20 protein-coding genes are annotated in these 25,966 nt (G+C 39.0%); 17 read left to right on the plus strand and 3 right to left on the minus strand.

Translation table 11 applies throughout. The features are described 5' to 3' along the window. Nucleotides 1–13 precede the first annotated feature (13 nt). Nucleotides 14–232: an Hfq-related RNA-binding protein gene (locus NCWK1_RS00545; protein WP_103123347.1), complete on the minus strand. Its 219-nt coding sequence runs from the start codon at nucleotides 230–232 to the stop codon at nucleotides 14–16. A gap of 174 nt (nucleotides 233–406) precedes the next feature. Here NCWK1_RS00545 and dapF point away from each other — a divergent pair, with 174 nt between their 5' ends. Then, nucleotides 407–1,246 (plus strand): diaminopimelate epimerase, encoded by an 840-nt coding sequence (gene dapF, locus NCWK1_RS00550; protein WP_103123348.1) that lies wholly within the window; start codon nucleotides 407–409, stop codon nucleotides 1,244–1,246. Nucleotides 1,247–1,441: 195 nt separating this feature from the next. Here dapF and NCWK1_RS00555 read toward each other — a convergent pair whose 3' ends face one another. Beyond that, nucleotides 1,442–3,604, minus strand: a complete 2,163-nt coding sequence (locus NCWK1_RS00555; protein WP_103123349.1) for a Tex family protein — start codon at nucleotides 3,602–3,604, stop codon at nucleotides 1,442–1,444. A gap of 242 nt (nucleotides 3,605–3,846) precedes the next feature. On the opposite strand from NCWK1_RS00555, the gene NCWK1_RS00560 reads away from it, so the two are divergent. Continuing rightward, nucleotides 3,847–4,083: a hypothetical protein gene (locus NCWK1_RS00560; protein WP_096585521.1), complete on the plus strand. Its 237-nt coding sequence runs from the start codon at nucleotides 3,847–3,849 to the stop codon at nucleotides 4,081–4,083. A 130-nt stretch (nucleotides 4,084–4,213) separates the two neighbouring features. On the opposite strand, the gene NCWK1_RS00565 is transcribed toward NCWK1_RS00560, so the two are convergent. Then, the gene (locus NCWK1_RS00565; RefSeq protein WP_103123350.1) at nucleotides 4,214–6,388 is read right to left on the minus strand and encodes a GumC family protein; all 2,175 of its coding nucleotides are present in this window, start codon (nucleotides 6,386–6,388) and stop codon (nucleotides 4,214–4,216) included. A 1,286-nt stretch (nucleotides 6,389–7,674) separates the two neighbouring features. Here NCWK1_RS00565 and NCWK1_RS00570 point away from each other — a divergent pair. The 15 genes from NCWK1_RS00570 to NCWK1_RS00640 all read left to right on the plus strand — a co-directional run bounded on the left by NCWK1_RS00570 (nucleotide 7,675) and on the right by NCWK1_RS00640 (nucleotide 25,862). Next, nucleotides 7,675–9,024 carry a glycosyltransferase family 4 protein gene (locus NCWK1_RS00570; protein WP_103123351.1) on the plus strand — a complete coding sequence of 450 codons (1,350 nt, stop codon included), beginning with the start codon at nucleotides 7,675–7,677 and terminating at the stop codon, nucleotides 9,022–9,024. 379 nt (nucleotides 9,025–9,403) lie between these two features. Then, nucleotides 9,404–9,832, plus strand: a complete 429-nt coding sequence (locus tag NCWK1_RS00575; protein ID WP_103123549.1) for a hypothetical protein — start codon at nucleotides 9,404–9,406, stop codon at nucleotides 9,830–9,832. Nucleotides 9,833–9,863: 31 nt separating this feature from the next. Next, complete coding sequence (locus NCWK1_RS00580; RefSeq protein WP_103123352.1) at nucleotides 9,864–10,703, plus strand: ABC transporter permease; 840 nt, start codon at nucleotides 9,864–9,866, stop codon at nucleotides 10,701–10,703. Nucleotides 10,704–10,718: 15 nt separating this feature from the next. Further along, on the plus strand, nucleotides 10,719–12,008 hold the full coding sequence (locus NCWK1_RS00585; protein ID WP_096582332.1) for an ABC transporter ATP-binding protein: 1,290 nt from the start codon (nucleotides 10,719–10,721) through the stop codon (nucleotides 12,006–12,008). A gap of 19 nt (nucleotides 12,009–12,027) precedes the next feature. After that, a complete protein-coding gene (locus tag NCWK1_RS00590) occupies nucleotides 12,028–12,534 on the plus strand; it encodes an acyltransferase (protein ID WP_103123353.1) in 507 nt (168 codons plus the stop codon). Nucleotides 12,535–12,610: 76 nt separating this feature from the next. Then, nucleotides 12,611–13,648, plus strand: a complete 1,038-nt coding sequence (locus NCWK1_RS00595; protein ID WP_103123354.1) for a Gfo/Idh/MocA family protein — start codon at nucleotides 12,611–12,613, stop codon at nucleotides 13,646–13,648. Next, nucleotides 13,645–14,739 carry a DegT/DnrJ/EryC1/StrS family aminotransferase gene (locus tag NCWK1_RS00600; RefSeq protein ID WP_103123355.1) on the plus strand — a complete coding sequence of 365 codons (1,095 nt, stop codon included), beginning with the start codon at nucleotides 13,645–13,647 and terminating at the stop codon, nucleotides 14,737–14,739. The genes NCWK1_RS00595 and NCWK1_RS00600 overlap by 4 nt, the downstream gene beginning before the upstream one ends. A 12-nt stretch (nucleotides 14,740–14,751) precedes the next feature. Next, nucleotides 14,752–15,438 carry an acyltransferase gene (locus tag NCWK1_RS00605; RefSeq protein WP_103123356.1) on the plus strand — a complete coding sequence of 229 codons (687 nt, stop codon included), beginning with the start codon at nucleotides 14,752–14,754 and terminating at the stop codon, nucleotides 15,436–15,438. An 8-nt stretch (nucleotides 15,439–15,446) separates the two neighbouring features. Next, nucleotides 15,447–16,421 (plus strand): NAD-dependent epimerase/dehydratase family protein, encoded by a 975-nt coding sequence (locus tag NCWK1_RS00610; RefSeq protein WP_103123357.1) that lies wholly within the window; start codon nucleotides 15,447–15,449, stop codon nucleotides 16,419–16,421. Further along, nucleotides 16,414–17,619, plus strand: a complete 1,206-nt coding sequence (locus tag NCWK1_RS00615) for a DegT/DnrJ/EryC1/StrS family aminotransferase (protein WP_103123358.1) — start codon at nucleotides 16,414–16,416, stop codon at nucleotides 17,617–17,619. The genes NCWK1_RS00610 and NCWK1_RS00615 overlap by 8 nt, the downstream gene beginning before the upstream one ends. Nucleotides 17,620–17,823: 204 nt before the next feature. Beyond that, nucleotides 17,824–20,853 (plus strand): N,N-dimethylformamidase beta subunit family domain-containing protein, encoded by a 3,030-nt coding sequence (locus NCWK1_RS00620; RefSeq protein ID WP_096582318.1) that lies wholly within the window; start codon nucleotides 17,824–17,826, stop codon nucleotides 20,851–20,853. Between the two features lie 142 nt (nucleotides 20,854–20,995). Then, on the plus strand, nucleotides 20,996–23,338 hold the full coding sequence (locus NCWK1_RS00625; RefSeq protein ID WP_245894796.1) for a glycosyltransferase family protein: 2,343 nt from the start codon (nucleotides 20,996–20,998) through the stop codon (nucleotides 23,336–23,338). A gap of 71 nt (nucleotides 23,339–23,409) precedes the next feature. Continuing rightward, nucleotides 23,410–24,357, plus strand: coding sequence for a glycosyltransferase family 8 protein (locus NCWK1_RS00630; RefSeq protein WP_103123360.1), 948 nt, complete (start codon nucleotides 23,410–23,412; stop codon nucleotides 24,355–24,357). A gap of 6 nt (nucleotides 24,358–24,363) precedes the next feature. Beyond that, nucleotides 24,364–24,921 (plus strand): acyltransferase, encoded by a 558-nt coding sequence (locus tag NCWK1_RS30345; RefSeq protein WP_096582314.1) that lies wholly within the window; start codon nucleotides 24,364–24,366, stop codon nucleotides 24,919–24,921. Further along, nucleotides 24,918–25,862, plus strand: coding sequence for a glycosyltransferase (locus NCWK1_RS00640; RefSeq protein ID WP_103123361.1), 945 nt, complete (start codon nucleotides 24,918–24,920; stop codon nucleotides 25,860–25,862). Before NCWK1_RS30345 ends, NCWK1_RS00640 begins: the two co-directional genes overlap by 4 nt. Nucleotides 25,863–25,966 lie beyond the last annotated feature (104 nt).

Genomic DNA, 25,966 nt, shown 5'->3' on the forward strand with positions numbered 1-25,966 from the left:
TTTCATAAGAGGATTAACCTTTGGGTTTGAAGTAGGCGATCGCTTGTTTCCAAATGGTTGTTTGCTGGTTGTTTTCATCGGCAATACAAACACAACCGGGGTCTTGCCATAAAACCTTACCTGTTAACAGGTCGCCTGTCACCAGTTTGAATTCAACTACTGCGGCTTGTTTAATCAGGTTCTGCACTTGCCGAATGCTTGGTAGTGACGTATCAAAATCAGTTGTCGCCATGTTTGATGATGGTTTATGCACAATAAAAAATGTTTTCTGTAAGGAGTTGTAAAGTATGAATGATCGATTATGAAGGATAAAATTTCATACTAGCCTGCGGCAAGCCACCCAAAGGGTGTCTACATACTTCACACTTCATACTTTCCTAATCATTGATAATTCATCATTGGAAAAATGGCAATCGAATTTACTAAGTATCACGGTCTAGGAAACGACTTTATTTTAATTGACAATCGCGCGTCAGCCTCACCATTACTAACACCAGAGAAAGCAATTGAGTGGTGCGATCGCCATTTTGGTATTGGTGCAGATGGTGTGATTTTTGCTTTACCCGGAAAAAACGGTGCTGACTACACCATGCGGATTTTTAATTCCGATGGTTCAGAACCGGAAATGTGTGGTAATGGTATTCGCTGTTTAGCCGCATTTCTCGCCGATTTAGAAGGTATATCCCGCACTCAAGATAAATATCATATTCATACCTTGGCGGGTACAATTACACCCCAGCTAACACCGGATGGTCAAATCAAGGTAGATATGGGTTTACCTCGGCTACTCGCTGGCGAAATCCCGACTACCTTGGGTGCGGCTGATGCCAAAGTGATTAATCAACCTCTAGAAGTCGATGGACAAACTTGGGAAGTCACTTGTGTGAGTATGGGTAATCCCCACTGCATCACTTTTGTTGAAGATGTCGCCGCGATTCCCTTAGAAACCATCGGCCCGAAATTTGAACATCATCCAGTGTTTCCCCAAAGAACCAACACCGAATTTATTCAAGTGGTGAGTCGTGACTACCTGAAAATGCGGGTATGGGAAAGAGGCGCAGGAATTACATTAGCTTGTGGTACAGGTGCTTGTGCTTCTTTAGTCGCTGGCGTGTTAACTGGCAAATGCGATCGCTTGGCTACTGTAGAATTACCAGGAGGTTGCTTAGAAATTGAATGGTCAGAAATAGACCAACGAATTTATATGACTGGCCCTGCTGATCGAGTGTTTAAAGGTACTGCTTGAAGAAGTTAGCAGTTATACAATTTTGGACTTTAAATTGTAGATTTTGGATTGTCACATATCTTGCACCTAGCCCCGACGAATGGAATTCGCGGCTAGAAAAACAAAGTCCGCCTAGCCTGCGGCAACAGCAAAGCTGAACACGGACTAAGTTAAAATCAAGAGTTTTTTATCAATCCAAAATCCAAAATCCAAAATCTAAAATTGCTTGGCTGCTTTCATAGACAAACTAATTCGTTTTAATTTCTCGTTCACTTCCAAGACTCTCACTTTGACAACTTGTCCCACCTTAACTATGAGTTTAGGGTCTTCGACAAATCTATCGGCGAGTTGGGAAATATGCACCAAACCATCTTGATGTACACCGATATCCACAAATGCGCCAAAATTGGCAACATTGGTCACAATTCCTTCTAATTCCATCCCAATTTGTAAATCTTTAATTTCTTTGATGCCTTCTTGAAAGGTGGCATACTTAAATTCGGCGCGGGGGTCTCGACCGGGTTTTTCCAGTTCGCTGAGGATGTCTCGTAATGTTGGTTCACCAATATTATCGGTGGTATATTTTCTGATATCGACTTTTTTGAGTTTTTCCGCAACTTGGATCACTTGATTTAATGGTACTTTTAGGTCAGATGCGATCGCCTCTACAACTGAGTAACTTTCAGGATGCACAGCAGTATTGTCTAAAGGATGCTCACCATTACGAATCCGCAAAAATCCCGCTGCTTGTTCAAAGGCTTTCGGCCCTAATTTCGGTACTTTCAAAAGTTGACGGCGATTTTTAAACGCTCCATTTTGATTGCGGTAGGTGACAATATTATTAGCCACTGCGGCTGTAATGCCAGACACAAAAGTTAAAAGTTCTTTAGAAGCCGTATTTAAATCTACACCCACAAAGTTGACGCAGCTTTCTACAGTGTCATCTAGCTTCTTTTTCAACAGTTTTTGATCAACATCGTGCTGATATTGTCCCACGCCAATCGATTTGGGATCAATTTTGACTAATTCCGCTAAAGGGTCTTGTAAACGGCGACCGATACTAATCGCACCCCGCACTGTCACATCTAAATCAGGAAACTCTTCTAAAGCTACTTTACTAGCAGAATATATGGATGCACCAGATTCATTCACCATCACCTTAATTGGTTTACGGTCGAGAGTTTGTAATACTTGCGCTACAAATTCATCAGTTTCTCGCGAAGCTGTTCCGTTACCAATAGCAATTAGCTCGATTTGATATTTTTCAAGCAAATTTTTAATCGTTTGTGCAGCTTTAGTGCGTTGTTCTGCTGCTTGGTGGGGAAAAACAGCTTGATATTCGAGAAATTTGCCTGTTTCATCTAAAACAGCTACTTTACATCCAGTTCTAAATCCCGGATCAATTGCCAAAGTGGGTTTCATTCCCGCTGGTGCAGACAACAATAACTCGCGCAGATTAGTTTCAAATGTTTTGATTGATTCTATATCTGCATAAACTTTTTTGGTAGAAATTACTTCTCCAGTGAGAGAGGTTTTCATCAGACGGTTGAAAGCATCTTTCAGCATCAGCTGGTAGAAATCCCGAATTGCACGAACTTTTGTGTGAATTACCTGAGATTCGAGATAACCAAGCACATAATCTTCATCAAAGTTAATATCAAAGTTTAATACTCCCTCAGCTTCACCACGACACAATGCCAACATATTGTGGGGAGCAATATTTTTGACTTTGATTTGATAATTCCGGTACATTTCAAATTTGGTTGTACCTTCAGGATAATCATCTTTAATCTGAGAAACAAAAACTCCTGCTTCTAAGAGGTAGTCACGCAAATAAGCACGGAGTTCTGCTTTTTCTGCTATTGCTTCTGCGAGAATATCTGCTGCACCTTTGAGCGCTTCATCTGCTGTTTTTACGCCTTTCTCTTGAGAAATATACTTGCTGGCTTCTGCTTCTAAAGATGCAGCTACACCATTTTTAATATTCAGCGATTTAATAAACTCTGCCAGCGGTTCTAATCCTTTTTCTTTCGCAACTGTGGCACGAGTACGGCGCTTTGGTCGATATGGTAAGTATAAATCCTCAAGCTCTGTTTTTTGTTGACAAGAGATAATTTGCGTTTTCAACTCATCAGTGAGTTTACCTTGGTCGGCGATCGCATTTAAAATGACTGATTTTCTGGCTTCTATTTCTGTTAAGTAATTATACTTATCAAATAAATCCCGCAATTGCACTTCATTCATTTCTCCAGTGCGCTCTTTGCGGTAACGTGCAATAAAAGGAACTGTCGCACCCTCTGCCAAAAGTTCCAGCGCGTTCTGCACCTGATAAGGTTTAAGGTCTAGTTCAGTTGCTAATAGTTGAGGAATGTTTAGCATTGGGTATCTAATGGGAAAACGTTACTTCTTAAGGTAATATCGTAGATCGTTATTATAGTGACAGCGCTGAGTGTTAAACTTATTTACTGGATAATTACGGAATTGTGACTTGCTGATTGTTTATTTCTTTAGAGGATTGTGAAGACACATCTTTAGATATAAGATTGACAGCAATGATTATAAAAAAAATATAAATTAAAACTTCTCAGTTCTTAGCATTTTACGTTAGGAGAAGAATGGCAATGCCCTTGTTTTTTTTAATTCCTCTGTTTACTGGTTTAGCAACTGGTTACTTATCCAAAAAATGTAGTGATGAATTAGCTTACCTGACTGGTATATTTACAATCATCAGTCTAGTCGTGAGTTTAGTTTTAGCACCTTGGCAAATCCAGCTATTGCTACTGGTTTTTGTGGTTATTACTACTAATAAACTTTTACGAGATAATGATAAAAAATATACCCAAGCCAGTAAAAAGTAACTGGAAATAATTTAAAGAATAGGACAGATGCGATCGCAACTAATTCTGTAAAATGATGAACTACAAGCGATCGCTGTCTCTTAGTCAAAAATTCATCCCTAAAAATTTACACATCTTGTATTGGGATAATCTAATAACTCTTGAAGGTAGTTTTCTCACCATTACCAACTATACCCAGAATATTCAACCGAGAAAGTTTTAAATTGTCAATAGCACGGCTAAGAACTAAGGACTGGGTTTTACCAATTTTTGCGACTATTAAAATACCGTCTGTGTTTGGTGCAAGCAAACTAACATCAGCCAGCCCCACTAGAGGAGGTACATCATAAATTACCAAGTCAAAAGAATTATGAAACTCAGTCATCAGTCGCTTCATTTTCTCTGAAGATAACAATTTTGTAGCATCTGGTGGTACTGGCCCAGAGGTAATTACAGATAATTGACTCAACGTAGATATTTCCTGAATAGCTTCTCCTACTGGTAAATTGGTCGAAATTAAATTACTTAAACCCCACAGATTACTTAAATTTGATAAAGTATGGATTGTTGGTCTGCGAAGATCAGCATCTACTAGTAGTACTTTTTGACCCATTGCTGTAGCTATTTGAGCCAAATTAAAAGCAACGGTAGATTTCCCATCACCAGGCATAGATGAAGTAATAATAATTGAACGGATTGGGTGATCAGAATTGAGAAGCTGAATATTTGTATAAAGCACCCGTAAAGATTCTAAAAAATTTGTAGTGTAGTTACTATTCTCGTGAACTCTGTCAACATTTAAATTAGGTAGAAATTCAGAGAAGTACTTTGGTAAATTGAGCAAAGGAAGATTTTGAGGAAACAGTGAGTTATCTTGCTCAGTCTGAATTTGCTTTTCAAAAGGTATACTACCTAATAATGGTAATTTTACTTTTTCCTTTAAATCTTTAATACTATTGTATGTACTGTCCAACTTTTCTAGTAGCAAAGCAACACCAATACCTATCAGAATACTGGCGGCCAATCCCGATAAGAGGTTCTTTTTTAAACTAGATGAAGTAGCAGGAAATCCTGGTTTAACTGGTGCTTGAACTAACTCCCAACTAAATTCTGTTTGAGATTTCTGAATTTGCAAAGTTTCACGAGTAGACAAAAAACGATTAAGACTTTCAACAGCAACTTGTAATTTCCTTTGTAAATCTGTATATTGACGCGACAAAATAGGTAGCTGTTTACGTTTTTGCTGCAATTCCTGTTCTCTTTTTGCCAGTGTCAGACTCTGTACTTCTAAAATTCTAATTCCAGTTGCTATCTCAGCACGTTTAGTATCTAAAAAGCGCTTGGCTTCTTGGTCAATTAAAGGCAACAAACTGTCTCGCCTTTCTTTCAAAGATTGGAGCGTGGGATTATTTAATTGGAACCGAGTAGAATCCGCAGCTACCTGAGCATCTAATTGATTTTTTTGAATGATTAGCTGTTGATATAAATTTGCAGTGTTCAGTGCTGCTTTGGCACCATCTGGCTGTTGAAGTAGGTTTAAATTAGCACGAGCTTGTGCCAACTGAAAATTAATTGTTTGCTTTTGTGCATTTAAGGTTGCTGTTTCGGCATCGAGTGCTTTTGTTTCAGTTTCTGGATCATTAAGATTGTATATTTGTTTGAGAGTTTGCAGTTGTTGTTGTAGCTGATCAACACGACTTTGGGAAATTTTTAGCTGTTTTTCAACAAATTGAAGTCCTTGTCCTATTTTAGTTTGTCGTTTTTCTTTACTATATTCTAGGTAAGATTGAGCAGTTTTATCTAAAACCAGTTTAACTTTATCTGGATCGTTATCTCGATAACTTACTTGTATAATTTTTGTTTTACCTAACTGAACAACATTTAAAGAATTGGCTAAAAAATCATAACTGATATCTGGATAGGCAACTTGCACGCGTTTAATTACATCTCCCAAAATTACAGGACTCTTAAGAATCTGAATTTGGCTATCATAATCTAGACTAGATTGATTTGAATTAGGATTAGCATCCTTAATCACATCAACAGTTTTGCTATCGTCACTGACTGGTTCTACTAAAATCTGAAAATTTGCTTCATATTCTGGCTTTGTCGGGTTCAGTGTTAAACCGATAACAATACTGACCATCGCAGCAGTAGCAACTCCAGCAATAGTTAGCCATCTTCGCTGTAAAATATCTAAAACTTCTTGAAGGTTCCAACCACCTTCTGATTCTTCAGCCCACGGCAGAGGTTGATTTGATAAAAATTGATGTTCAGGGTTGCTATTATGTCCGGAGGAGGAGTGTTGTGAAGGATGATTGTCCATTATTTATAAATACTTGGTAGTCAACCATACTAGATTTATTTATAACAATTTTTTAGATTGAGTTTCTATAGCAGCCATAATGACTTAATGAGAGTTTTTGCAAAAATTTATACGACTTGTAAGACTATTACTTAAACAATACTGGATCTAAAAGTAATTTTTAATACAACTAAATCTAAAGAAAAAATATTGTTGTTACAGAAAAATAATTTTATATTTATACTAGAGTATAATTAGTTTATACTGAAGTTATAAATTTATTTTAAGTTTATCAAAGGTTTAATATACCTACACAAAATAAATTTTTTTATAATATTTTTTACATTTATTTAGATAGAATTAGTATGTTAAAAATTATATCAAAATAGTCATTTTGAATTAACCATTTTTTCCCTTCTAGTCGAGGAGTACTTATAAATAAAAAAATACTTAATCATCTTTAGATGGAATCTGTAAATTACAGATTCATATAGTTGTGAATAGGAATAAACCAGTAACCTAATTTACGAAACTTCAACATATATATTTTCCCTAAACTACTGATTTCTTCAATAATAATTATTTTTTTATAAAGAAAAATTAGTGACATATTAAACTCTTAATAAGAGTCTGAGAAAATCCTAGTTCACCAATTAGTTCTTGATTAGGAGCAGGAAGTTTAATATACTACATAAGAACTAGTACTTAAATAAAAATATACTGTATGAAGATATTGTATAAAGCTACTTGCTCAAAATAAATTTTTGATAAAGCTTATGAGTTAACTTTGAAACATGATATTTTACTATTTAAGATCATAATTAGTGATTGTATGTAATTTGGGAAAAGTGAATACAGTCACTAATAAACAATAAAATTAGTAAAAGCTAAAATCTTATAAACATTAAGTTTCATACTAGGAGGTAAATCAGATTTCTACTATAGGAAGTAAAATTCCCAAATTTTATTTAAATGATCAATCTGTATGAGCTAAGAACTCGCTCGAAAAAAGTTTTATGTTTAAATAAAACTTATTGTGAATTTTGTGTTTCCCTGTTTAAGAAATTTTATTATACATAATCAAGAGTACACTTACCTATGTGGTGAATATTTCCTAGCTCTCGGAATTACACGAGTAAGGTTTAGGGAAATTTTACAGAGTATGTGATTCTCATGCCAGGCTTTCAGCAAACTAAAAACTGGTATGAACAACTAGTATTAAATTGTATAGATTAATGACTTAAGAGCTTTAGTGGTTCAGTTATATTTCCCTATAAATCTCTAAATTCTTAAGTAGGATAGCGCCGATGAGACTCAATGAATGGATGAACCAAAAATTTTTACAATCCATTTCTACTCGGTTAGAAGAAGAAAGCGAGAATTCTTTAAAAGTCCAGCAATCTATTAAATTGTCTGTAGTTACCCAATATTTTCCCCCAGACTATGCTGCTACCGGACAGTTAATTGAGGAATTAGTAAAACAGTTAGGACAGCAAGGAGTAGATGTAGAAGTTTTTACTAGTCAACCAGGGTATGCGTTTAACTCAGCAGCAGCTCCATCAGTTGAGAAATTAGAACGCCTCCGAGTTCAGCGCTCTAGGACTGCTCAACTTTGGCCAGGAAGAATTCGCGGCAAAGCTATTAATGGTGTGCTATACACTTTACGCGCCTTATTGTACATGTTGAGAGCTTGGCGGCGTAACAATGTGATGTTAGTTACAACAGCCCCACCATTTTTGCCATTATTAGGATATTTAGGATATTTGTTATTTAGGCTTCCCTATGTCTGCATAATATATGATCTTTATCCTGATATTGCGATCGCGCTAGGAGTAGTTTCCAAGAGTCATTGGCTAGTTAGAATGTGGCGTAAAATTAACCAACAAGTTTGGTTAAATGCAAAGGGAATTATTGTTTTAAGCCCAGCAATGAAACAACGGGTATTAGTTCATTGCCCGCAAATCAGCGATAAGATTTCTGTTATTCATAGTTGGGCTAATCCAGATTTAATTGTTCCAATTGCTAAACAAGAAAACTGGTTTGCATGGAAGCATAACCTTGTGCAAAAATTTACAGTTCTCTATTCTGGCAACATGGGGCGCTGCCATGATATTGAAACCATGTTAGAAGCAGCCAAAGAACTACAAGATGAACCAATTCAGTTTGTCTGTATTGGTGGTGGCGCAAAGCGAGAAGAATTAATAAAGGAAGTAACCCGCTTAGGTTTGAGAAACTTTACATTTCTGCCATATCAAGATAAACAAGTACTTCCATATTCTTTAACAGCCTGTGATTTGTCCTTTGTAAGTGTAGATGAAACTACAGAAGGTTTGGTTGTTCCTAGTAAGCTTTACTCTGCCTTAGCAACCGGGAGGCCTATAGCGGTCATTTGTTCTCCCTACTCTTATCTAAGACAGTTGATTGCAGAAGCTAACTGTGGTGCAACTTTTGACAATGGAGATGGACACGGACTAGCTCAGTTTATTCGCTTACTGAGCCGTGATCCACAATTAGGAGAACGGATGGGAAAAGCTGGTCGTCAATATTTGCGATCGCATTTCACACCTAAGTTAATCTCTCAACAGTACTTGGATGTTTTACAGCAAGCAATAGCCTCTGATGAAGTGATCTCTGTGTCTCAAATGCAGACAAAATAAACTTTAAGGGGATATTCATTTTATCCTAGAAAAATATTAGTTTAGTGTTTTGTTTCAACAATGCAATCTTGATAATTTATTAAAGCTCTGTTGATAATGAACTCACTAATACTAAGTATCTATATTTTTATGGTAGGAGGAACATAATATTTAAAAGCTGACTCTAATTAATCTATCTAAATAGACTATAACTAGACTAAAATAGATTATTTAGCAATAACCAGCTGAATCAATTGTTAAAACAAGTATTATAACTAAATTAGTAGTCAAATTGGTAAATATTTAGGAGATGGGCTTCGATGGTCATTTTGATCTCAGTTCCTCCAAATAAACCTTCCGTACTTATCTATTTGATAGTTCATCAATGTGGGAGGCAAAATTGCAGAGAAGGTGTGACCGAAATCGGAAGCGTTCAAAAAGAAGGGCGATTTACTGCCCAATTCACAGTTGCTATATAGATAGCGTCAGTCAGAAATATCAAATATTTGCTGAAAACCCAGGTCAATTGCAGCAACGAGGTGTGGGTAGGCGTAATGCTCTAATGCTAATTGCCAGCCACACGACAGTTGCCATAGAAGGAGAATGGCTAGAAGCTTTTTGGTGTGAAGAATGCCAGCAGACAAAATGGTATCATGTACAAAAATCTGGCGATCGCACCTATAAACTTTCACTAGCCCCACAAGAACTTTGGCAGCAAGCAACAGGAGTGATAAATCCAAATGGAAATCCTTCTGTTGGAGAGTTTACTCGTAGACAATCAAGACTAGTTGGTTATCACGGTATGAAAGATTTCCAGTTTGTAGGTTAACTATTACAGATTAAGATACTAAATATATACTATGAGTAGTCAAGATATAGCTTCTAAACAAGAGCTAGTACTGGAAGCTGGAAAAGTGGAGCGACAGTATTGGCAAGACTTGTGGCGCTATCGCGAACTATTATATTTTCTTGCCTGGCGTGATATTTTGGTGCGGTATAAGCAAACTGTGGTTGGTTTAGCGTGGGCGTTAATCCGACCATTTTTGACTATGGTTGTATTTACTGTAGTGTTTGGCAATTTAGCAAAATTACCCTCATCAGCACCTTATCCAATCCTTGTGTTTGCGGCAATGTTACCTTGGCAATTTTTTGCCAATTCCCTTAGCGACTGTAGCAACAGCCTAATTGGTAATGCCAACTTGATATCGAAGGTGTACTTTCCTCGCCTGATTGTGCCACTGAGTTCAGTAATTGTCAGCTTTGTAGATTTTATGATTTCTGGCATAATTCTACTCGCACTTATGGCTTGGTATAATTTTGTTCCTGACTGGCGGATATTGACACTGCCCTTATTCATTGCGATAGCTTTTGCTGCTTCATCTGGAGTTGGGCTGTGGTTTGCAGCATTAAATGTCGAATATCGTGACTTCCGCTATATTGTGCCATTTATCGTCCAATTTGGATTATACGTATCACCAGTTGGTTTTAGTAGCAATCTTGTACCAGAAAAGTGGCGATTACTGTATTCATTAAATCCAATGGTAGGAGTGATTGATGGATTTCGTTGGGCTATTCTTGGCGGTGATGCCAAAATTTACTGGCCAGGATTTACCTTATCTCTAGCCTTAGTTTTACTTTTACTGCTAAGTGGCATCTGGTATTTCCGCAAAGTAGAACGGACATTTGCTGACGTAATTTAGAAAGGAGTAAAGCAGATGTCAGAAACTGTAATTCGTGTTGAAAATCTTAGTAAAAAATATATCATTAGTCATCAGCAGGAGAACTCCGGTCGCTTTCGCTATAAAGCTTTGCGTGATGTGATTACTGATGGCACTAAATATGTGACTCAGAAACTTTTCAAACCAGCCGATAAAAAAATAACTAATCCATCTATTGAAGAATTTTGGGCATTGAATGATGTTTCCTTTGAGATTAAACAAGGTGAAGCCATTGGTGTGATTGGACGTAATGGTGCAGGTAAATCAACTCTCCTCAAAATTTTGAGTCGCATTACCGAACCAAGCAGAGGGCGTATTACTATCCAAGGAAGAGTGGCAAGTTTATTAGAAGTAGGAACAGGATTTCATCCAGAACTGACAGGCCGAGAAAACATCTATCTCAATGGTTCAGTCCTGGGGATGAGTCGAGTCGAAATTAAGCAGAAATTTGATGAAATAGTAGCCTTTGCTGAAGTTGAGAAATTTTTAGACACACCAGTGAAGCGCTATTCTTCCGGAATGTATGTGCGCCTTGCGTTTTCAGTTGCAGCCCATTTAGAACCAGAAATTTTAATTGTTGATGAAGTTTTGGCTGTGGGTGATTCGGCATTTCAGAAAAAGTGCTTAGGGAAAATGGATGATGTCGCAACCAAAGAAGGGCGGACAGTTTTATTTGTTAGCCATAGTATGGCCGCGATCGCCCAGTTAACAAAACGCTGTATCCTGCTTTCTAAAGGCAACATTCAGTTTGATGGTAGTACCAATAAAGCTGTACAGCTTTATTTAGTTGGACAAAAAGATGATTCCCTACCACAGGCATACTACCAAGCACCTGCAAATAAAACTGGCAATTACATTGCTTGGGCGCGAGTGCATACATCGGAAACTGAGGGAATTCACTGTTGGGGCGAACCAATTACCGTTGAGTTTGCATTACACATCACTCAACCTCATGAAAGTCTGCGCTTTTCTTTTCAGATAGTCAATTCTTTACAGCAGCCGATTTGTATTTTTTGGTTTTTTGAATCAAATGCTGCCTTCTGTCAAAAACCCGGAACATTTATTCTCCGGTGTGAAATTCCGAAATCAAGACTTTACATGGGTTCATATACCTTAACAACATGGTTTTCCGAAAGACGCAGCGAGACTTTACTAGAAAATCTCAGAGAAATTTGCCCATTTGAAGTGACTATGCACAAATTCGAGCGTCCCGAATATGAATGGCAGCCTAATGAATGTATTTATTTAGAAGATGCCGTTTGGCAATCTGTTGAACAAATCTCATAACAGCAAAAGGTAGAGTAAAGTGCCAATCAACGATGATGTAAAATTAGGCAAAAATGTCAAAATTTTTCATGCCAATCTGGTGAATCTTTACGGTTGTGAAATTGGTGATGGAACCAAGATAGGCGCATTCGTAGAAATTCAAAAAGATGTGATTATCGGTGAGCGATGTAAGGTTTCATCACACAGTTTTTTGTGTGAAGGCGTTGTCCTAGAAAACGAAGTCTTTATTGGTCACGGAGTTATGTTTACCAATGATGTTTATCCCCGTGCCACTAATGAAGATGGTAGTTTAAAAACAGGAGATGATTGGTGTGTAGTCAAGACCCTAGTTAAAAAATGTGCTTCTATTGGCAGTAACGCCACTATCCTACCAGGAGTAACTATTGGGGAAAAAGCTATTGTTGGCTCTGGTGCAGTAGTCACTCACAATGTTCCTGATTATGCAATTGTAGTTGGAGTCCCAGCAAAAATAATAGGTGATGTGCGCGATCAGCAAAACTTACAAATGTCAACTAGCATTTTGTGAAATCCTTGTTCATTGCCACTTTTCAATAGTAACAATTGATAATACCTAAAAAATAAATTGTGATTAGTTAAAAGCAATGGTAAATATCATTAATATCGGTGTCATTGGATATGGTTATTGGGGCCCAAATCTGGTAAGGAATTTTGTAGAGATGCCTGGAGTTCAGGTGAGAACACTCAGTGATTTTAACCCAGAATTATTGGCTAAGGCTCAAGCTCGGTATCCTACTATCCAAGTTACTCAAGATTGCCGAGATATATTTACAGATCCCAAGATTGATGCAGTAGCGATCGCCACACCAGTTTCAAGTCACTTTGAATTAGCTTTAGCTGCGTTGCAGGCTGGTAAACATGTGCTGGTAGAGAAGCCAATGACAACTACCTCAGAGCAAGCAATGCGGCTGATTGAAGAAGCCGAAAAACGCAACTTAGTGTTAATGGTGGATCACACCTTTGTGTATACCGGCGCTGTACGCAAAATGCACGATTTAATCGCCACTAATTCTTTGGGCGATATTTACTACTATGATTCTGTACGCGTTAATCTGGGACTTTTTCAGCATGATGTGAATGTTATCTGGGATTTGGCAGTCCACGACCTTTCGATCATGAGCTACTTACTGCCATCTACACCTTATGCTGTCTCCGCTACAGGTATCAGCCATGTTCCTGGAGAACCAGAAAATATTGCTTACTTGACTTTATTCTTTGAAAAGAATCTCATTGCTCACATCAATGTCAACTGGTTAGCACCAGTAAAAATCCGTCGCACATTGATTGGTGGTAGCCAACGGATGATTGTTTACGATGACTTAGAGCCAAGTGAGAAAGTCAAAGTATATGACAAAGGTATTACAGTCAATGGCAACTCTGAAAGCGTTTACCAAATGATGATTGGTTATCGCACAGGGGATATGTATTCACCCAAGTTAGATATGACAGAAGCCTTGAAAACAGAAGGATTGCACTTCATTCATTGTATAGAACAAGGCGATCGCCCGCTAACTGATGGACAAGCCGGACTGCGGGTAGTCAGAATTCTCGAAGCTGCAACCCAGTCACTCAAGCAGCAAGGCCAATTAATTGAACTTAATACAGCAGGGGTAGCAGTATGATTCCATTTGTAGACCTAAAAACTCAATACCTGAGTATTAAAGACGAAATTGATACTGCCGTCTTGAAATTACTTGCAAGTACGCAATTCGTTTTAGGAAATGAAGTCAAAGCCTTTGAACAAGAATTTGCCAGTTACTGCAATTCAGATTATGGCATTGCTGTCAATACAGGTACTAGTGCGCTACATTTAGCATTACTAGCAGCAGGCATTGGTGCTGGTGACGAAGTAATTACCGTACCTTTCACCTTCGTAGCAACCACGGCAGCCATTTGTTACACCGGAGCTACACCCGTTTTTGTTGATATCGATCCTGTTTCTTATACAATAGATGTTACGCAAATTGAAAAAGCCATAACAAAACGCACCAAAGCTATCCTGCCTGTACATTTGTACGGTCAACCAGCAGATATGGAGCCAATTTTAGATATTGCGCGTCGTCATGGTTTGGTGGTAATCGAAGATGCTGCCCAAGCTCACGGCGCTGAGTACAAAGGACAACGAGTAGGTAGTATTGGCGACATTGGTTGTTTTAGTTTTTATCCCGGAAAAAACTTAGGAGCTTACGGCGAAGGAGGTATGGCAGTTACCAATAATCCCGAATATGCTCGGACTATGGGAATGCTGCGTGACTGGGGTCAAGAACGCAGATATCATCATGTTCTCAAGGGTTATAACTATCGTATGGATGGTATCCAGGGAGCAATTTTACGAGTTAAGTTGCGTTACATTGAGGCCTGGACAGAAGCGAGAAGAAGCCACGCAGCATATTACGACCAACTCTTGGCAGACTCTGGTGTAAGTATACCCAAGGTGATGCCTTACAGCCGCCACGTTTATCATGTTTATGCAGTGCGATCGCCCCAAAGAGATGCTCTGCAACAAGGTCTGCAAGAAATGGAAATTCAAACAGGAATTCACTACCCTATTCCTGTTCATTTGCAACCAGCATATTCTGAATTGGGCTACAAAGCTGGAGACTTTCCCCACGCCGAAGCAGTAGCAAAAGAAGTGTTATCTCTGCCAATGTATGCAGAACTAACTACAGAGTCGCAAACTCAAGTTGCTAAGGCAGTAATTAGCTTAACATAACCCAGAAATTCAATGTCCGATCCAGGTACGATTAAGATAGCCAAAGCTGTCCACGGCTTACAAGCACAAAAGCTAGATCCTGATTTTGAAATTCAACTAGCAGAATATTTGCGTACTCAGTATGAAGGACAATCATTAATCGAGCTATATGCCCGGTTTGTGACCAGTGATGGCGACTTTGATGGATTGATGCGTCGGGCAATTTGGCGTGCTACGGCACGAAAATTCGGACACAACGTTCGTATTGGTAATGGTGTAGGCTTTAAACACTTGGAAACCTTTGAGATTGGGAATCAAGTATTTATTGGTTCCCAAAGCTATCTTCAAGGAAGATTCGATGGTACTTTTATTATCGGCAATCATGTTTGGATCGGCCCACAGAGTTACTTTGATGCCCGTAATTTAATTATTGAAGATTACGTCGGCTGGGGGCCAGGTGCAAAAGTACTAGGTTCAACACACACTGGCTTGCCGATTGACTTACCGATTATTCAAACCGATTTAGAAATTAAACCTGTCAAAGTAGAAACAGGAGCCGATATTGGGATGAATGCGGTCATTCTACCAGGTGTGACTATTGGCAAAAACAGCATCGTTGGTGCTGGGGCAGTTGTCACCAAGGATGTACCGCCATTTGCGATCGTGGCTGGAGTGCCTGCTAAATTTTTACGCTGGCGAGAAGGATATGAACCAACATAAGGAATAATATGCAAAATAAACGAATTTTAATTACAGGTGGTGCAGGTTTAGTAGGCTCCCATATTGCCGATTTACTAGTAGGTGAAGGAGTCTCAGAAATTATTATTCTAGATAATTTCACCCGTGGACAATTGAAAAACCTTGCTTGGGCAAAAGAACATGGCCCTTTGGTAATTGTAGAAGGTGATATCCGAGATCAAAAACTTCTGCATGAAGTTATGCAAGGTGTGGATATAGTTTTTCATCAGGCAGCAATCCGCATTACCCAATGTGCTGAGGAACCACGGTTAGCTTTGGAAGTCCTGGCTGATGGTACTTTTAACGTTTTAGAAGCAGCAGTAAAAGCTGGGGTGAAAAAGGTAGTTGCTGCCTCATCAGCCTCGATATACGGAATGGCAGAGGAATTTCCCACAACTGAATCTCATCACCCTTATAATAACCGCACTCTCTATGGAGCCGCCAAAGTTTTCAACGAAGGCTTATTACGCAGCTTTTATGATACGTATGGGTTGGACTATGTAGCACTACGCTACTTTAACGTCTATGGGCCGCGGATGGATATTTACGGTGTATACACTGAAGTATTGATTCGCTGGATGGAGCGCCTTGCCAAAGGACAGCCACCACTAATTTTTGGTGATGGCAAACAGACAATGGACTTTGTATATATCGAAGACATTGCCAGAGCAAATATCTTGGCAGCCAAAGCTGATGTCACTGATGAAGTATTTAATATTGCTAGTAACGTAGAAACTAGCCTCAATGACCTAGCCTATAGTTTGGCAAAGGTAATGAATTCAGATTTACAGCCAGAATACGGGCCAGAACGTAAAGTCAACCCCGTGTCTCGCCGATTGGCAGATGTGAATAAAGCAAAACAATTACTGGGTTTCGAGGCACAGGTATCTCTGGAAGAGGGATTACATCGGTTAGTTAGTTGGTGGCGTGAACAAAAATTGGCACAGGAAGCAAGCAATGTCTGAGAAGATACAATCTATCCCCATCGCTAAACCCTGGATAGGTGAAGCTGAAGCTGAAGCAGCTAAACGAGCGATTATGTCTGGCTGGATCACACAGGGGCCAGAAGTCACTGCCTTTGAGCAAGAGTTTGCTGCTTATGTAGGAGGAAAGTATGCTTGTGCAGTCTCCAACTGTACCACAGCATTGCACCTAGCCCTATTAGCTGTAGGAGTAAAACCTGGGGATGAAGTGATTACCGTCAGCCATTCCTACATTGCCACAGCCAACAGCATTCGTTACTGTGGGGGAATACCAGTGTTTGTGGATATTGAACCACAGACATACAACATCAACCCGATTTTAATCGAGGATGTGATTAGCGATCGCACCCGTGCTATTCTGATTGTCCATCAGATCGGGATGCCTTGCGACCTCAAAGCCATCTTAGATATTGCCCACCGCCACAAATTGCCAGTAATTGAAGATGCAGCTTGTGCGATAGGTAGTGAAATTCTCTGGAATGGGCAATGGGAAAAAATTGGCAAGCCTCATGGTGATATCGCTTGTTTTTCTTTTCACCCCCGCAAAATCATCAGCACTGGTGATGGTGGGATGTTAACTACCAACAACCCAGAGTGGGACAAGCAATTCCGCCTCTGGCGACAACATGGAATGAGCGTACCTGATACCGTGCGCCACGGTGCCAAACAGGTAATATTTGAGTCTTACCCAATGCTGGGCTATAACTACCGGATGACTGATATTCAAGCAGCAGTCGGACGAGAACAACTCAAACGTCTTCCAGAGATTGTGGAACGTCGGCGCTATTTAGCACAACGATATCATGAAATAATTGCGGACATACCTGGACTGAAATTACCATCAGAGCCAGCTTGGGCAAAAAGTAACTGGCAGAGTTACTGCGTTAGGTTACCGCAAAAATGTGAACAAAAACAAGTCATGCAAACAATGTTGGATGCTGGCATATCTACACGTCGGGGCATTATGTGCGCCCACCGCGAAGCCGCATATCAACAACATGAAACTTGGTTATGTGCCAATCAAAGAAAAGATTGCCAGTGTAGTCAAGGAAATTGCGATCGCCTTTTTGAAAGTGAGCAAGCACAAGACAAGACTGTTCTCTTACCCTTATTTCACCAAATGACTGAACCAGAACAAGACTATGTAGTAAAAGTTTTAAAAACAGCTTGTGAGAGTTGATTCATCCAGATAATCTTCAGGCGGCTCAAGTCCTTACTCGGTTGGAGTTTCAAGGAATCAGTACTATATTGACTTAAATTCCTGAAACCCTTTTTACTACACAATTACTTTACTTGAGTATACAAATTACTTCTGAAGAAACTCTGAACATCGCTTGCTTAATTTTAATAACTCAAATTTATCGAAATTCTATCTATCTTACTTATGAATACTATCTTTTCCACTCAAGTTCCCAGTATTCCTAATTTCACGGAGCCAGGAAATACCTACGAATTAGGTATGAAATTCCGTAGTGCCAGAACTGGTAACATTACCAAAATCCGCTTTTGGAAAGCCCCTAGTGAAACAGGTACTCATATTGGCAAACTGTGGACAGCCACAGGAACACTTTTAGCCAGTGTCACCTTTACGAATGAAACAGATTTTGGTTGGCAGGAGCAAACATTAGATCCACCAGTTCTTATTCAAGACAATACCACCTACGTAGTTTCCGTTAACATCAATAGCCACTACGTCGCCACCTATGATGAACTAGCTACTCCCATCGTGAATGGCGACCTCTCCTCCATCGCCGATGACAACAATGGGGTATTTAATGGTACACCTGGTGCCTTTCCCAGCAATTCCTATCGCAATACTAACTACTACCGTGATGTCGACTTTGTTTATGTGCCACAACCAACAATCACCAAAATTAGCGGCGATAATCAGAGTGGTTTAGCTGGCAGCACCTTACCCAATCCCTTGATTGTTGAAGTCAGAGATGCCGCAGGTAATATCAAACCTAATGCCCCTGTGACATTTACTGTTATCAGTGGTGGAGGCTCAGTCTCCCCTGCTAGTGGAGTTACTGATACCAGTGGTAGGTTTAGTACCACCTTAACCCTGGGAGCTAATTCTGGTACTGTAAGACCTGTGCCTAACATCGTTACCGCTACAGCTACTGGTATAGGTAGTGTAGACTTTTCTGCCGATGCCAATCCATTAGGCAACACAAAAGTAGTCTTGACTAACCAGGTTCCTAGCATTGGGAATAATACTGATGGTACTTCCTATGAATTAGGCATGAAATTCCAAACTACAGCAAGAGGGCAGATTACCCTCCTACGCTTCTGGAAAGCTCCTAGTGAAACAGGGACTCATATTGGTAAGCTTTGGACAGCGACAGGAACACTGTTAGCCAGCGTCATCTTTACGAACGAGACAGCTTCTGGCTGGCAAGAGCAGTTACTAGATACGCCAGTTAATATTCAAGCCAACACAACCTACGTAGTTTCTGTGAACGTTAATAGCCACTACGTTGCCACTTATAGTGAACTAGCTGCTTCCATAATCAATGGTAATGTTCGCTCTGTGGCAGACGGAAACAATGGAGTGTACAATGTCACTGCTCATTCTTTCCCACAAAATTCCTACAACAATAGTAACTATTATCGAGATATTGGCTTTGTTGTGGGTAGTAACTTATTAAAAGTGAGTGGAGATAATCAAACTGGTACCACAGGTAATGCTTTACCCAATCCTCTAGTTGTGAAAGTTGTCAATGCTCAAAATACTCCCCAAGCTGGAGTGACAGTCAACTTCAGTGTCACAATGGGCGGGGGGTCAATTTCCCCAACTAGTGCAGTTACCAATGCCAGCGGTGAAGCCAGTACAACCTTGACATTGGGAGCAGTTCCTGCGGGTTTAGGAGGAGTAGTAGTTACAGCGATCGCTCCTGGTATTGGTAGTGAAACTTTTTTAGCCGCAGCCGCTCCCAGCACTCCCAACGCTATTTATTCAGAAAACCTCAATGCTGGAACTAATAGCTGGAAGATGACTAACCGTGCCAGTGGTGAGATTGCTGGTTATGCGTCGACAACCAGCGTCAACAAAGGTCAAAGCTTAGATATCAAAGTCTCTCTGGCACAAGAGGGGCCATTTACCATAGATATTTACCGTTTGGGCTATTATGGCGGCGCGGGAGGCAGGCAAATGGCTGGCCCAATCTCACTGAACGGCTCGCCGCAACCCGCCTGTACTCTAGACCCCAATACTCGTCTGATTGAGTGTAACTGGACTACTTCCTATGTCCTACAGGTAGGTAACAACTGGGTAAGCGGTCTTTACGTCGCCAAACTCACCGACCAAAGCACTGGCAAACAAGCTCATGTATGGTTTGTAGTGCGTGATGATAGCAGGGAAGCGGATATTATCTTCCAAAGTGCCGTTTCCACAGTATTGGCATACAGTGCAATGGGAGGTTATAGCTTATACGGTTTTAACAGCAAGGATGGTCAAAGGGCCTACAAAGTTTCCTATGACCGACCTTACTCCCAAGCCAGTTATGAGGATTCCTACGAAGCTGACACACCGTTGCGATGGGAATACAATATGGTGCGTTGGTTGGAATCACAAGCCTACGATATCACTTACACAGACAATATGCAGGTACACTCTAACGGAGAAAGATTACTAAATCATAAAGTATACCTGTCTGTCGGTCATGATGAGTACTGGTCAAAAGAGATGTTTGATCATGTCAAAGCGGCTCGTGATGCAGGAATTAATTTGGGATTCTTTTCTGCTAACACCTGCTATTGGCGAGTCAGATTTGAAAATTCTACCCCTGCGGCTGGACAAATTAGGCCAAATCGAGTTATGGCTTGTTACAAGCAGGATTGGGCATTAGATTCGGTTGCCCAGCAACAAGGAATATCAGCCGCTACTAATAAATTTCGGAGTTTCCAGAACCAGCAACCAGAAAATGCCTTATTAGGAGTTATGTATGGTAGTGACACACCCAATCTTTACGGTGGTAGTAATTTTGTTGTTACCAACAGTAACGATCCATACTATGCAAACACAGGACTACAAAATGGGCAACAGCTATCTTTATTAGTAGGCTATGAATGGGATTTTGTGGTGAATAATGGTTCTACCCCTCCAGGACTAGTGATTTTATCTGAATCACCAGTTTCACCTGCAGCTTTATTACCCAACTTTGATGAGCCACCTGGAGAACCGGGTCTACCAGCGAATCAAGATAACACCAAGTCTCACTCAGCTCGCTATACCGCAGCTAGTGGTGCAAAAGTCTTTGCTTCTGGGACGATTCAATGGGCATGGGGGCTAGATAGTGAAGATGTTACACCAGCACGGGCTGATAGTCGCGTTAAGCAAATGACTGTCAACATTCTTGCAGATATGGCAGCCAGACCCCAGAGACCAGATGCAAACATCATCGTTCCATAAACCATCTCAAAATCGCTAGTAACATCACTGCGCTATCGATTTTCTGATTCAAAGATAGGAAAGACAGGTTCTTTCCTATCTTTACCTTGGCTACTATATGGTTAGATTATATAAATTTTAAATTTCCTTTATTAATAAGGACATGATGCAGAACAATTCTAAGCCGAAATTGGTATTTTTTAGGTATAAAAATGATGAGAATTTACCAGATTTTTTGATATTGCACAAACAACAACATGTCCAGTGTTTATCTGAGTTTTTTGAAATAACTGTAATTAGTGAAAATTGTGATTATCAACAAATTTGTGACCAGTACCATCCAGATATAACCCTGTTTGAAAGTGGTGTAAACTATCGACGATGTTACAGATTAGAGATTACTAATACTCATATTTATCCAGAAATACCCAAACTAGGTTTTCATAATGGAGACTCTTGGTGCGAAGCTCGTGCTGGCTTTATCTCTGATATGGAACGCTGGGGAATAGAAGCCTTCTTTTCTATTGCTACAACAACCCCTGAACATACGCCGGAAATTGCTGAAAATACTTTTATTTGGCCTAACTTTATTGATCCGCAAATCTATCATGATTATGGGCAAGACAAGACTATTCCGGTTATGTTTACTGGTGGAATTAATCCACTTTATCCTTGGCGGCAGAGACTTCATAAGCTAATTTCCCAAAATTATCCCTCCTTAATTTGCCCACATCTAGGATATCATCAGCGTGCTGCCTTCAAGATGTTAGAAGGTGAGCAATATGCGCGCACAATTAATTCTGCTTGGTTTGTGCCAACCTGTGGTTCCATAGAAAAAGAAATAATTCGTAAACATTTAGAAATACCAGGTTCTAAATCCTGTTTAATTACTGAAAAAACTCCTGTTTTGGAGTCTGCTGGCTTTGTTGATATGCAAAATTGCGTGTTTGCAGATGAAGATAACGTATTAGATAAGCTAGATTATCTATTTCATAATTTAGATAAACTATCTGAAATCATTGATGCAGGCTACCAGCTTGTTCACACTCACCATACATTCAAACAACGGGATCAAATATATCAATGGTTTAATCTCCAAAAACATCGCCAATCTCATCAAAAAATTATTCAAACAAGCCCTTTTGGTTCACTTTCGATTGTTGAAAAATCATCAGGGATACAAAGTTCTCACATCATTGGTAATGGATTAATTCTGGAAATCCTTCGCCAAGGAGATGAGAAATTATGGGCTGGTGAATATGCAGTAGCAGAAAGTGCATATCTAAAATGTGTCAATCACATATATTGGATGCCTGAACCAAAACTGCGATTAGCAATATGTCACCTTTATCAAGGAGATGCTAAGACAGCATATCATTGGATTACTCAACCAATTCAATATACTTTAGAAGAGTATAAAGCCTTAGATCCTGATCCAGTAGAATGGGCATATTTGATTATTACTTTACTGTGTCAAGGGGAACTCAATCAGGCGGTTGCGCGTGCTAATGAATTTACATCGCTGATTCATCCTGAGTTAGACCGCATTCGTTGGGTAGTCAAGCTGGTTGAGAATCCTGGTAGTAAAGTAAACCCATTAAATATTTCTACGGAAAAACATCGTTTGAGTGTACATCAATTACCTGAGCGCAGCTTAGATGACTGGTTGGCTCAACTTTGTAAGATGTTACAAGCTTGTGAACAGTCGCATTTAGTACAGATATTAACTCATAGTCTAAATTTACAAGTGCCTTTCTTAGCACCACAAAAATCTGTAAAGGATGACCTACACATATCATGGTTAAAGCAGAATTTAAATTTGAATATCAAAATCTTGACAAGAACGAAAAAATCAAGTTTTTCTCATAAGGAAAATCTTCTATATCAAAGAGTAAAATCTAAATTAAATAGAGAAATTGAAAAATTTATCATCAAACCCTTAAATAATTGGGAAGATCGAGTAGGATACTTCTTACCTTACAATCTTTCTAGTATGAGACATGATGAAGTATGGCAAGAGATTCACAATATTAGTCAAGAAAATATCCAAACAGTCTTAGTTATTGGAGCAGGTAATGGTCAATTAGCAACGGAAGCATTACTAGCACATCTGCATTCTAAGTTAGACAAGATAAATGTGGTTTGTCTTAATACTGCCACAAAAAACTTCCAGAAATTACAAAAACGGTATAGGCATACTAAAACGGTAGTTTTCTATACTTTAAACCTCAATGGTGATCAAAAGTTTTCCGTGAAAGATTGCGTAAAATCGGAGAAAGAAAATCAAGCAAAAGTATCCTTTGACTTAGTATTAATTGATATTGATGACTTGCAGCTTGATTTTGATATTAATGAGGTTTATGGAGCTAATTATTTATTAATTAATAATGTAAATCAGAGGTTTAATTATAATAAATACCAACAATTAATTGCTGATATGAATTATATTACAGTGTCACAAAATCTTGTTCTCCGTAAAGGCTATGCTCTCTTTAAGATAAAGTAGAGTTCGATTGCATCATAAATTATACTATTAAAATGTCCAATTAGATAATTCATAATTTCATAATCATCAATATGAGTATTAGTATTGTTTGTACGATAGATGAGAAATATGCACAGCATTGTGCTGTGATGTTATCTTCATTATTTAGCAATAATCCGCATCAGGATTTTAATATTTATATCATTACTGATAGCATTTCTTCTAGAGAGATGGAAAAGTTAAAGCTTTTTTTGGAAGAAAATAAAAAAAATTTTGAGTTTATCACTATAAGTAAGGACTCTTTTACGAACGCGCCAGTAACTCACCATATTTCCATAGCTACTTACTTTAGGTTGTGTATACCGAAAGTATTGCCGCCCACGGTTAATCGCGTGTTGTTTATTGACTCGGACATAGTAATTCGTAAACCGATTACTCCTTTGTTAAATATTAATATTGAGAATTTTAGTCATGCAGCTGCGATCGCATCTGGTATGGATGATTATCCACCAACAATTGGACTACCCCAAGATTCTCTGTACTTTAACGCCGGATTAATGCTGATTAATCTAGAAGCTTGGCGCAGACTCAATGTTTTCGAGAGGAGTTGTGATCTAATTCGTCAACAACCTGATCGATTACAATGGCACGATCAAGATACTTTAAATATCCTTCTTCATAATTCCTGGTTGCCGATAGATTTAACCTGGAATTCTCAACCTTTTATTTATGATCAAGAAGGGATAAATAGATCACATTATCGGGCTAAATATGAAAAGTTTGATTATTTAACAGCCCAAGTTGATCCAGCCATAGTCCACTTTGTCGGTGGAGGAACTGCCAAACCTTGGTACTATGGTTGTCAACATCCTTTTAAAGATGAATATTTCAAGTACTTAGCAACTACACCTTGGAAAAATATGCAACTTCTGGGCAAACCTAATTATCTATCTAAAGTCACTGCTGATTTACGATTTCGTTTAGGGATAGGAAGTAAAATTCGCAATTTACTTGCACCACTTACAGGAAGAATTAGCTAAAAAATCGTGCTTAAGGGTTTATTACATCGCCAAGAAAAGTTAGCAATTTTCTGGCGAAGATGGAAATTGCAGTTATTGGGCGTGGAATTACACTCTTCTTGTTGGATAGATAAGCAAGTTAAAGTAGCTTTAGGTGTTGCTAGAGATTCTCCTGGAAAAATTTGTTTATTACCAAATGTCAAATTAGAACAAGGAGTAATTCTAGAAGCATGGGGAGGAAGTATCACAATTAAGGATAATGTTTTTATTGGGCCTTATACCGTGATTTACGGTCATGGGGGCGTAACTATTGGACAAGATTCATTAATTGCTATGCACTGCCGCATTCTTTCCTCTAATCATACAATTCCTGCTCAGTCCGAACAAATTCGTTCACAACCTGATATTTTACTACCAACAACTATAGGTAAAGATGTTTGGTTAGGTGCGGGAGTTACTGTTTTAGGCGGAGTCACAATTGGCGATGGTTGTGTTGTTGGCGCTGGTTCTGTTGTGACTAAAGATTTACCTACTTATTCCATTGCTATAGGTGTTCCAGCAAAAGTTATCAAAACACGTATATGAATCCTCTAATTTCAGTTGTTATTCCCACTCATAATCCTAATTTAACTCGACTGCAAAGAACTTTAGATGGATTGCGATCGCAGTCTTTATCTTATAGTGATTGGCAGTTACTAATTATTGATAATGCTTCTAGTAATCCAGATTTGTTTGCCAATTTAGACCTCTCTTGGCATCCCCATACTCACATTATTCGTGAAGAACGTCTAGGATTAACCAGAGCAAGAATTGCTGGTATTCAAGCCAGCCAAGGAAAATATATAATTTTTGTTGATGATGATAATGTCCTCTGTCCTAATTATCTTCAAGACACTATCAACATTTTGCACACCTATCCCCATTTAGGGGTAATAGGTGGAAAATCTCTGCCAGAATTTGAAGCAGATCCCGAACCTTGGGTAAAACAATTTTGGGGTTGTCTGGCATTGCGAGATTTAGGGGATGAGATGCAAATTTATGCTTACGACAAAGACCCCAATAGCGAGAAACAACACCCTGAATTTGCACCCATTGGTGCAGGAATGGCTTTGCAACACCAAGCCGCACAATTTTATGTCAACAGTATCTTAAACGATAGTCTGAGATTAGGTTTAGACCGGACTGGCAAGAGTTTACAATCTGGCGGTGATTGTGACATTAATCTAACTTTGCTTGATGCTGGTTGGGGAGTTGGTTATTTTCCTCAACTACAACTTACCCATCTAATTTCTATTAATCGCTTAACAAAACATTATCTGGCTCGACTCAATTATTCTTCTTACCGTTCCTGGGTGCAAGTATTAAATGCTCACAATATTCGCCCTTGGAAAAAAATTGCTAGTTGGACTGTCAATTTGAGGAAAGCTAAGGCTTTCGTTAGCTGTCAACCTTGGAAAAGTCCTGCTCATTATGTGGAGTGGCAAGGTGCTTGTGGGCTATTTGAAGGTTTAGCAATGTTGAAATGAGCAGATGTCAATACTTATGAATACAATTCAGATTCTCCAAATATTTAAAAAAGTGAAAATTGGTAATATTTTATCTCGTTAAAATCTAGTTACTTCTGAAAAAA

It is taken from the genome of Nostoc cycadae WK-1 (assembly GCF_002897135.1).
Classification (GTDB): Bacteria; Cyanobacteriota; Cyanobacteriia; order Cyanobacteriales; family Nostocaceae; genus Nostoc_B.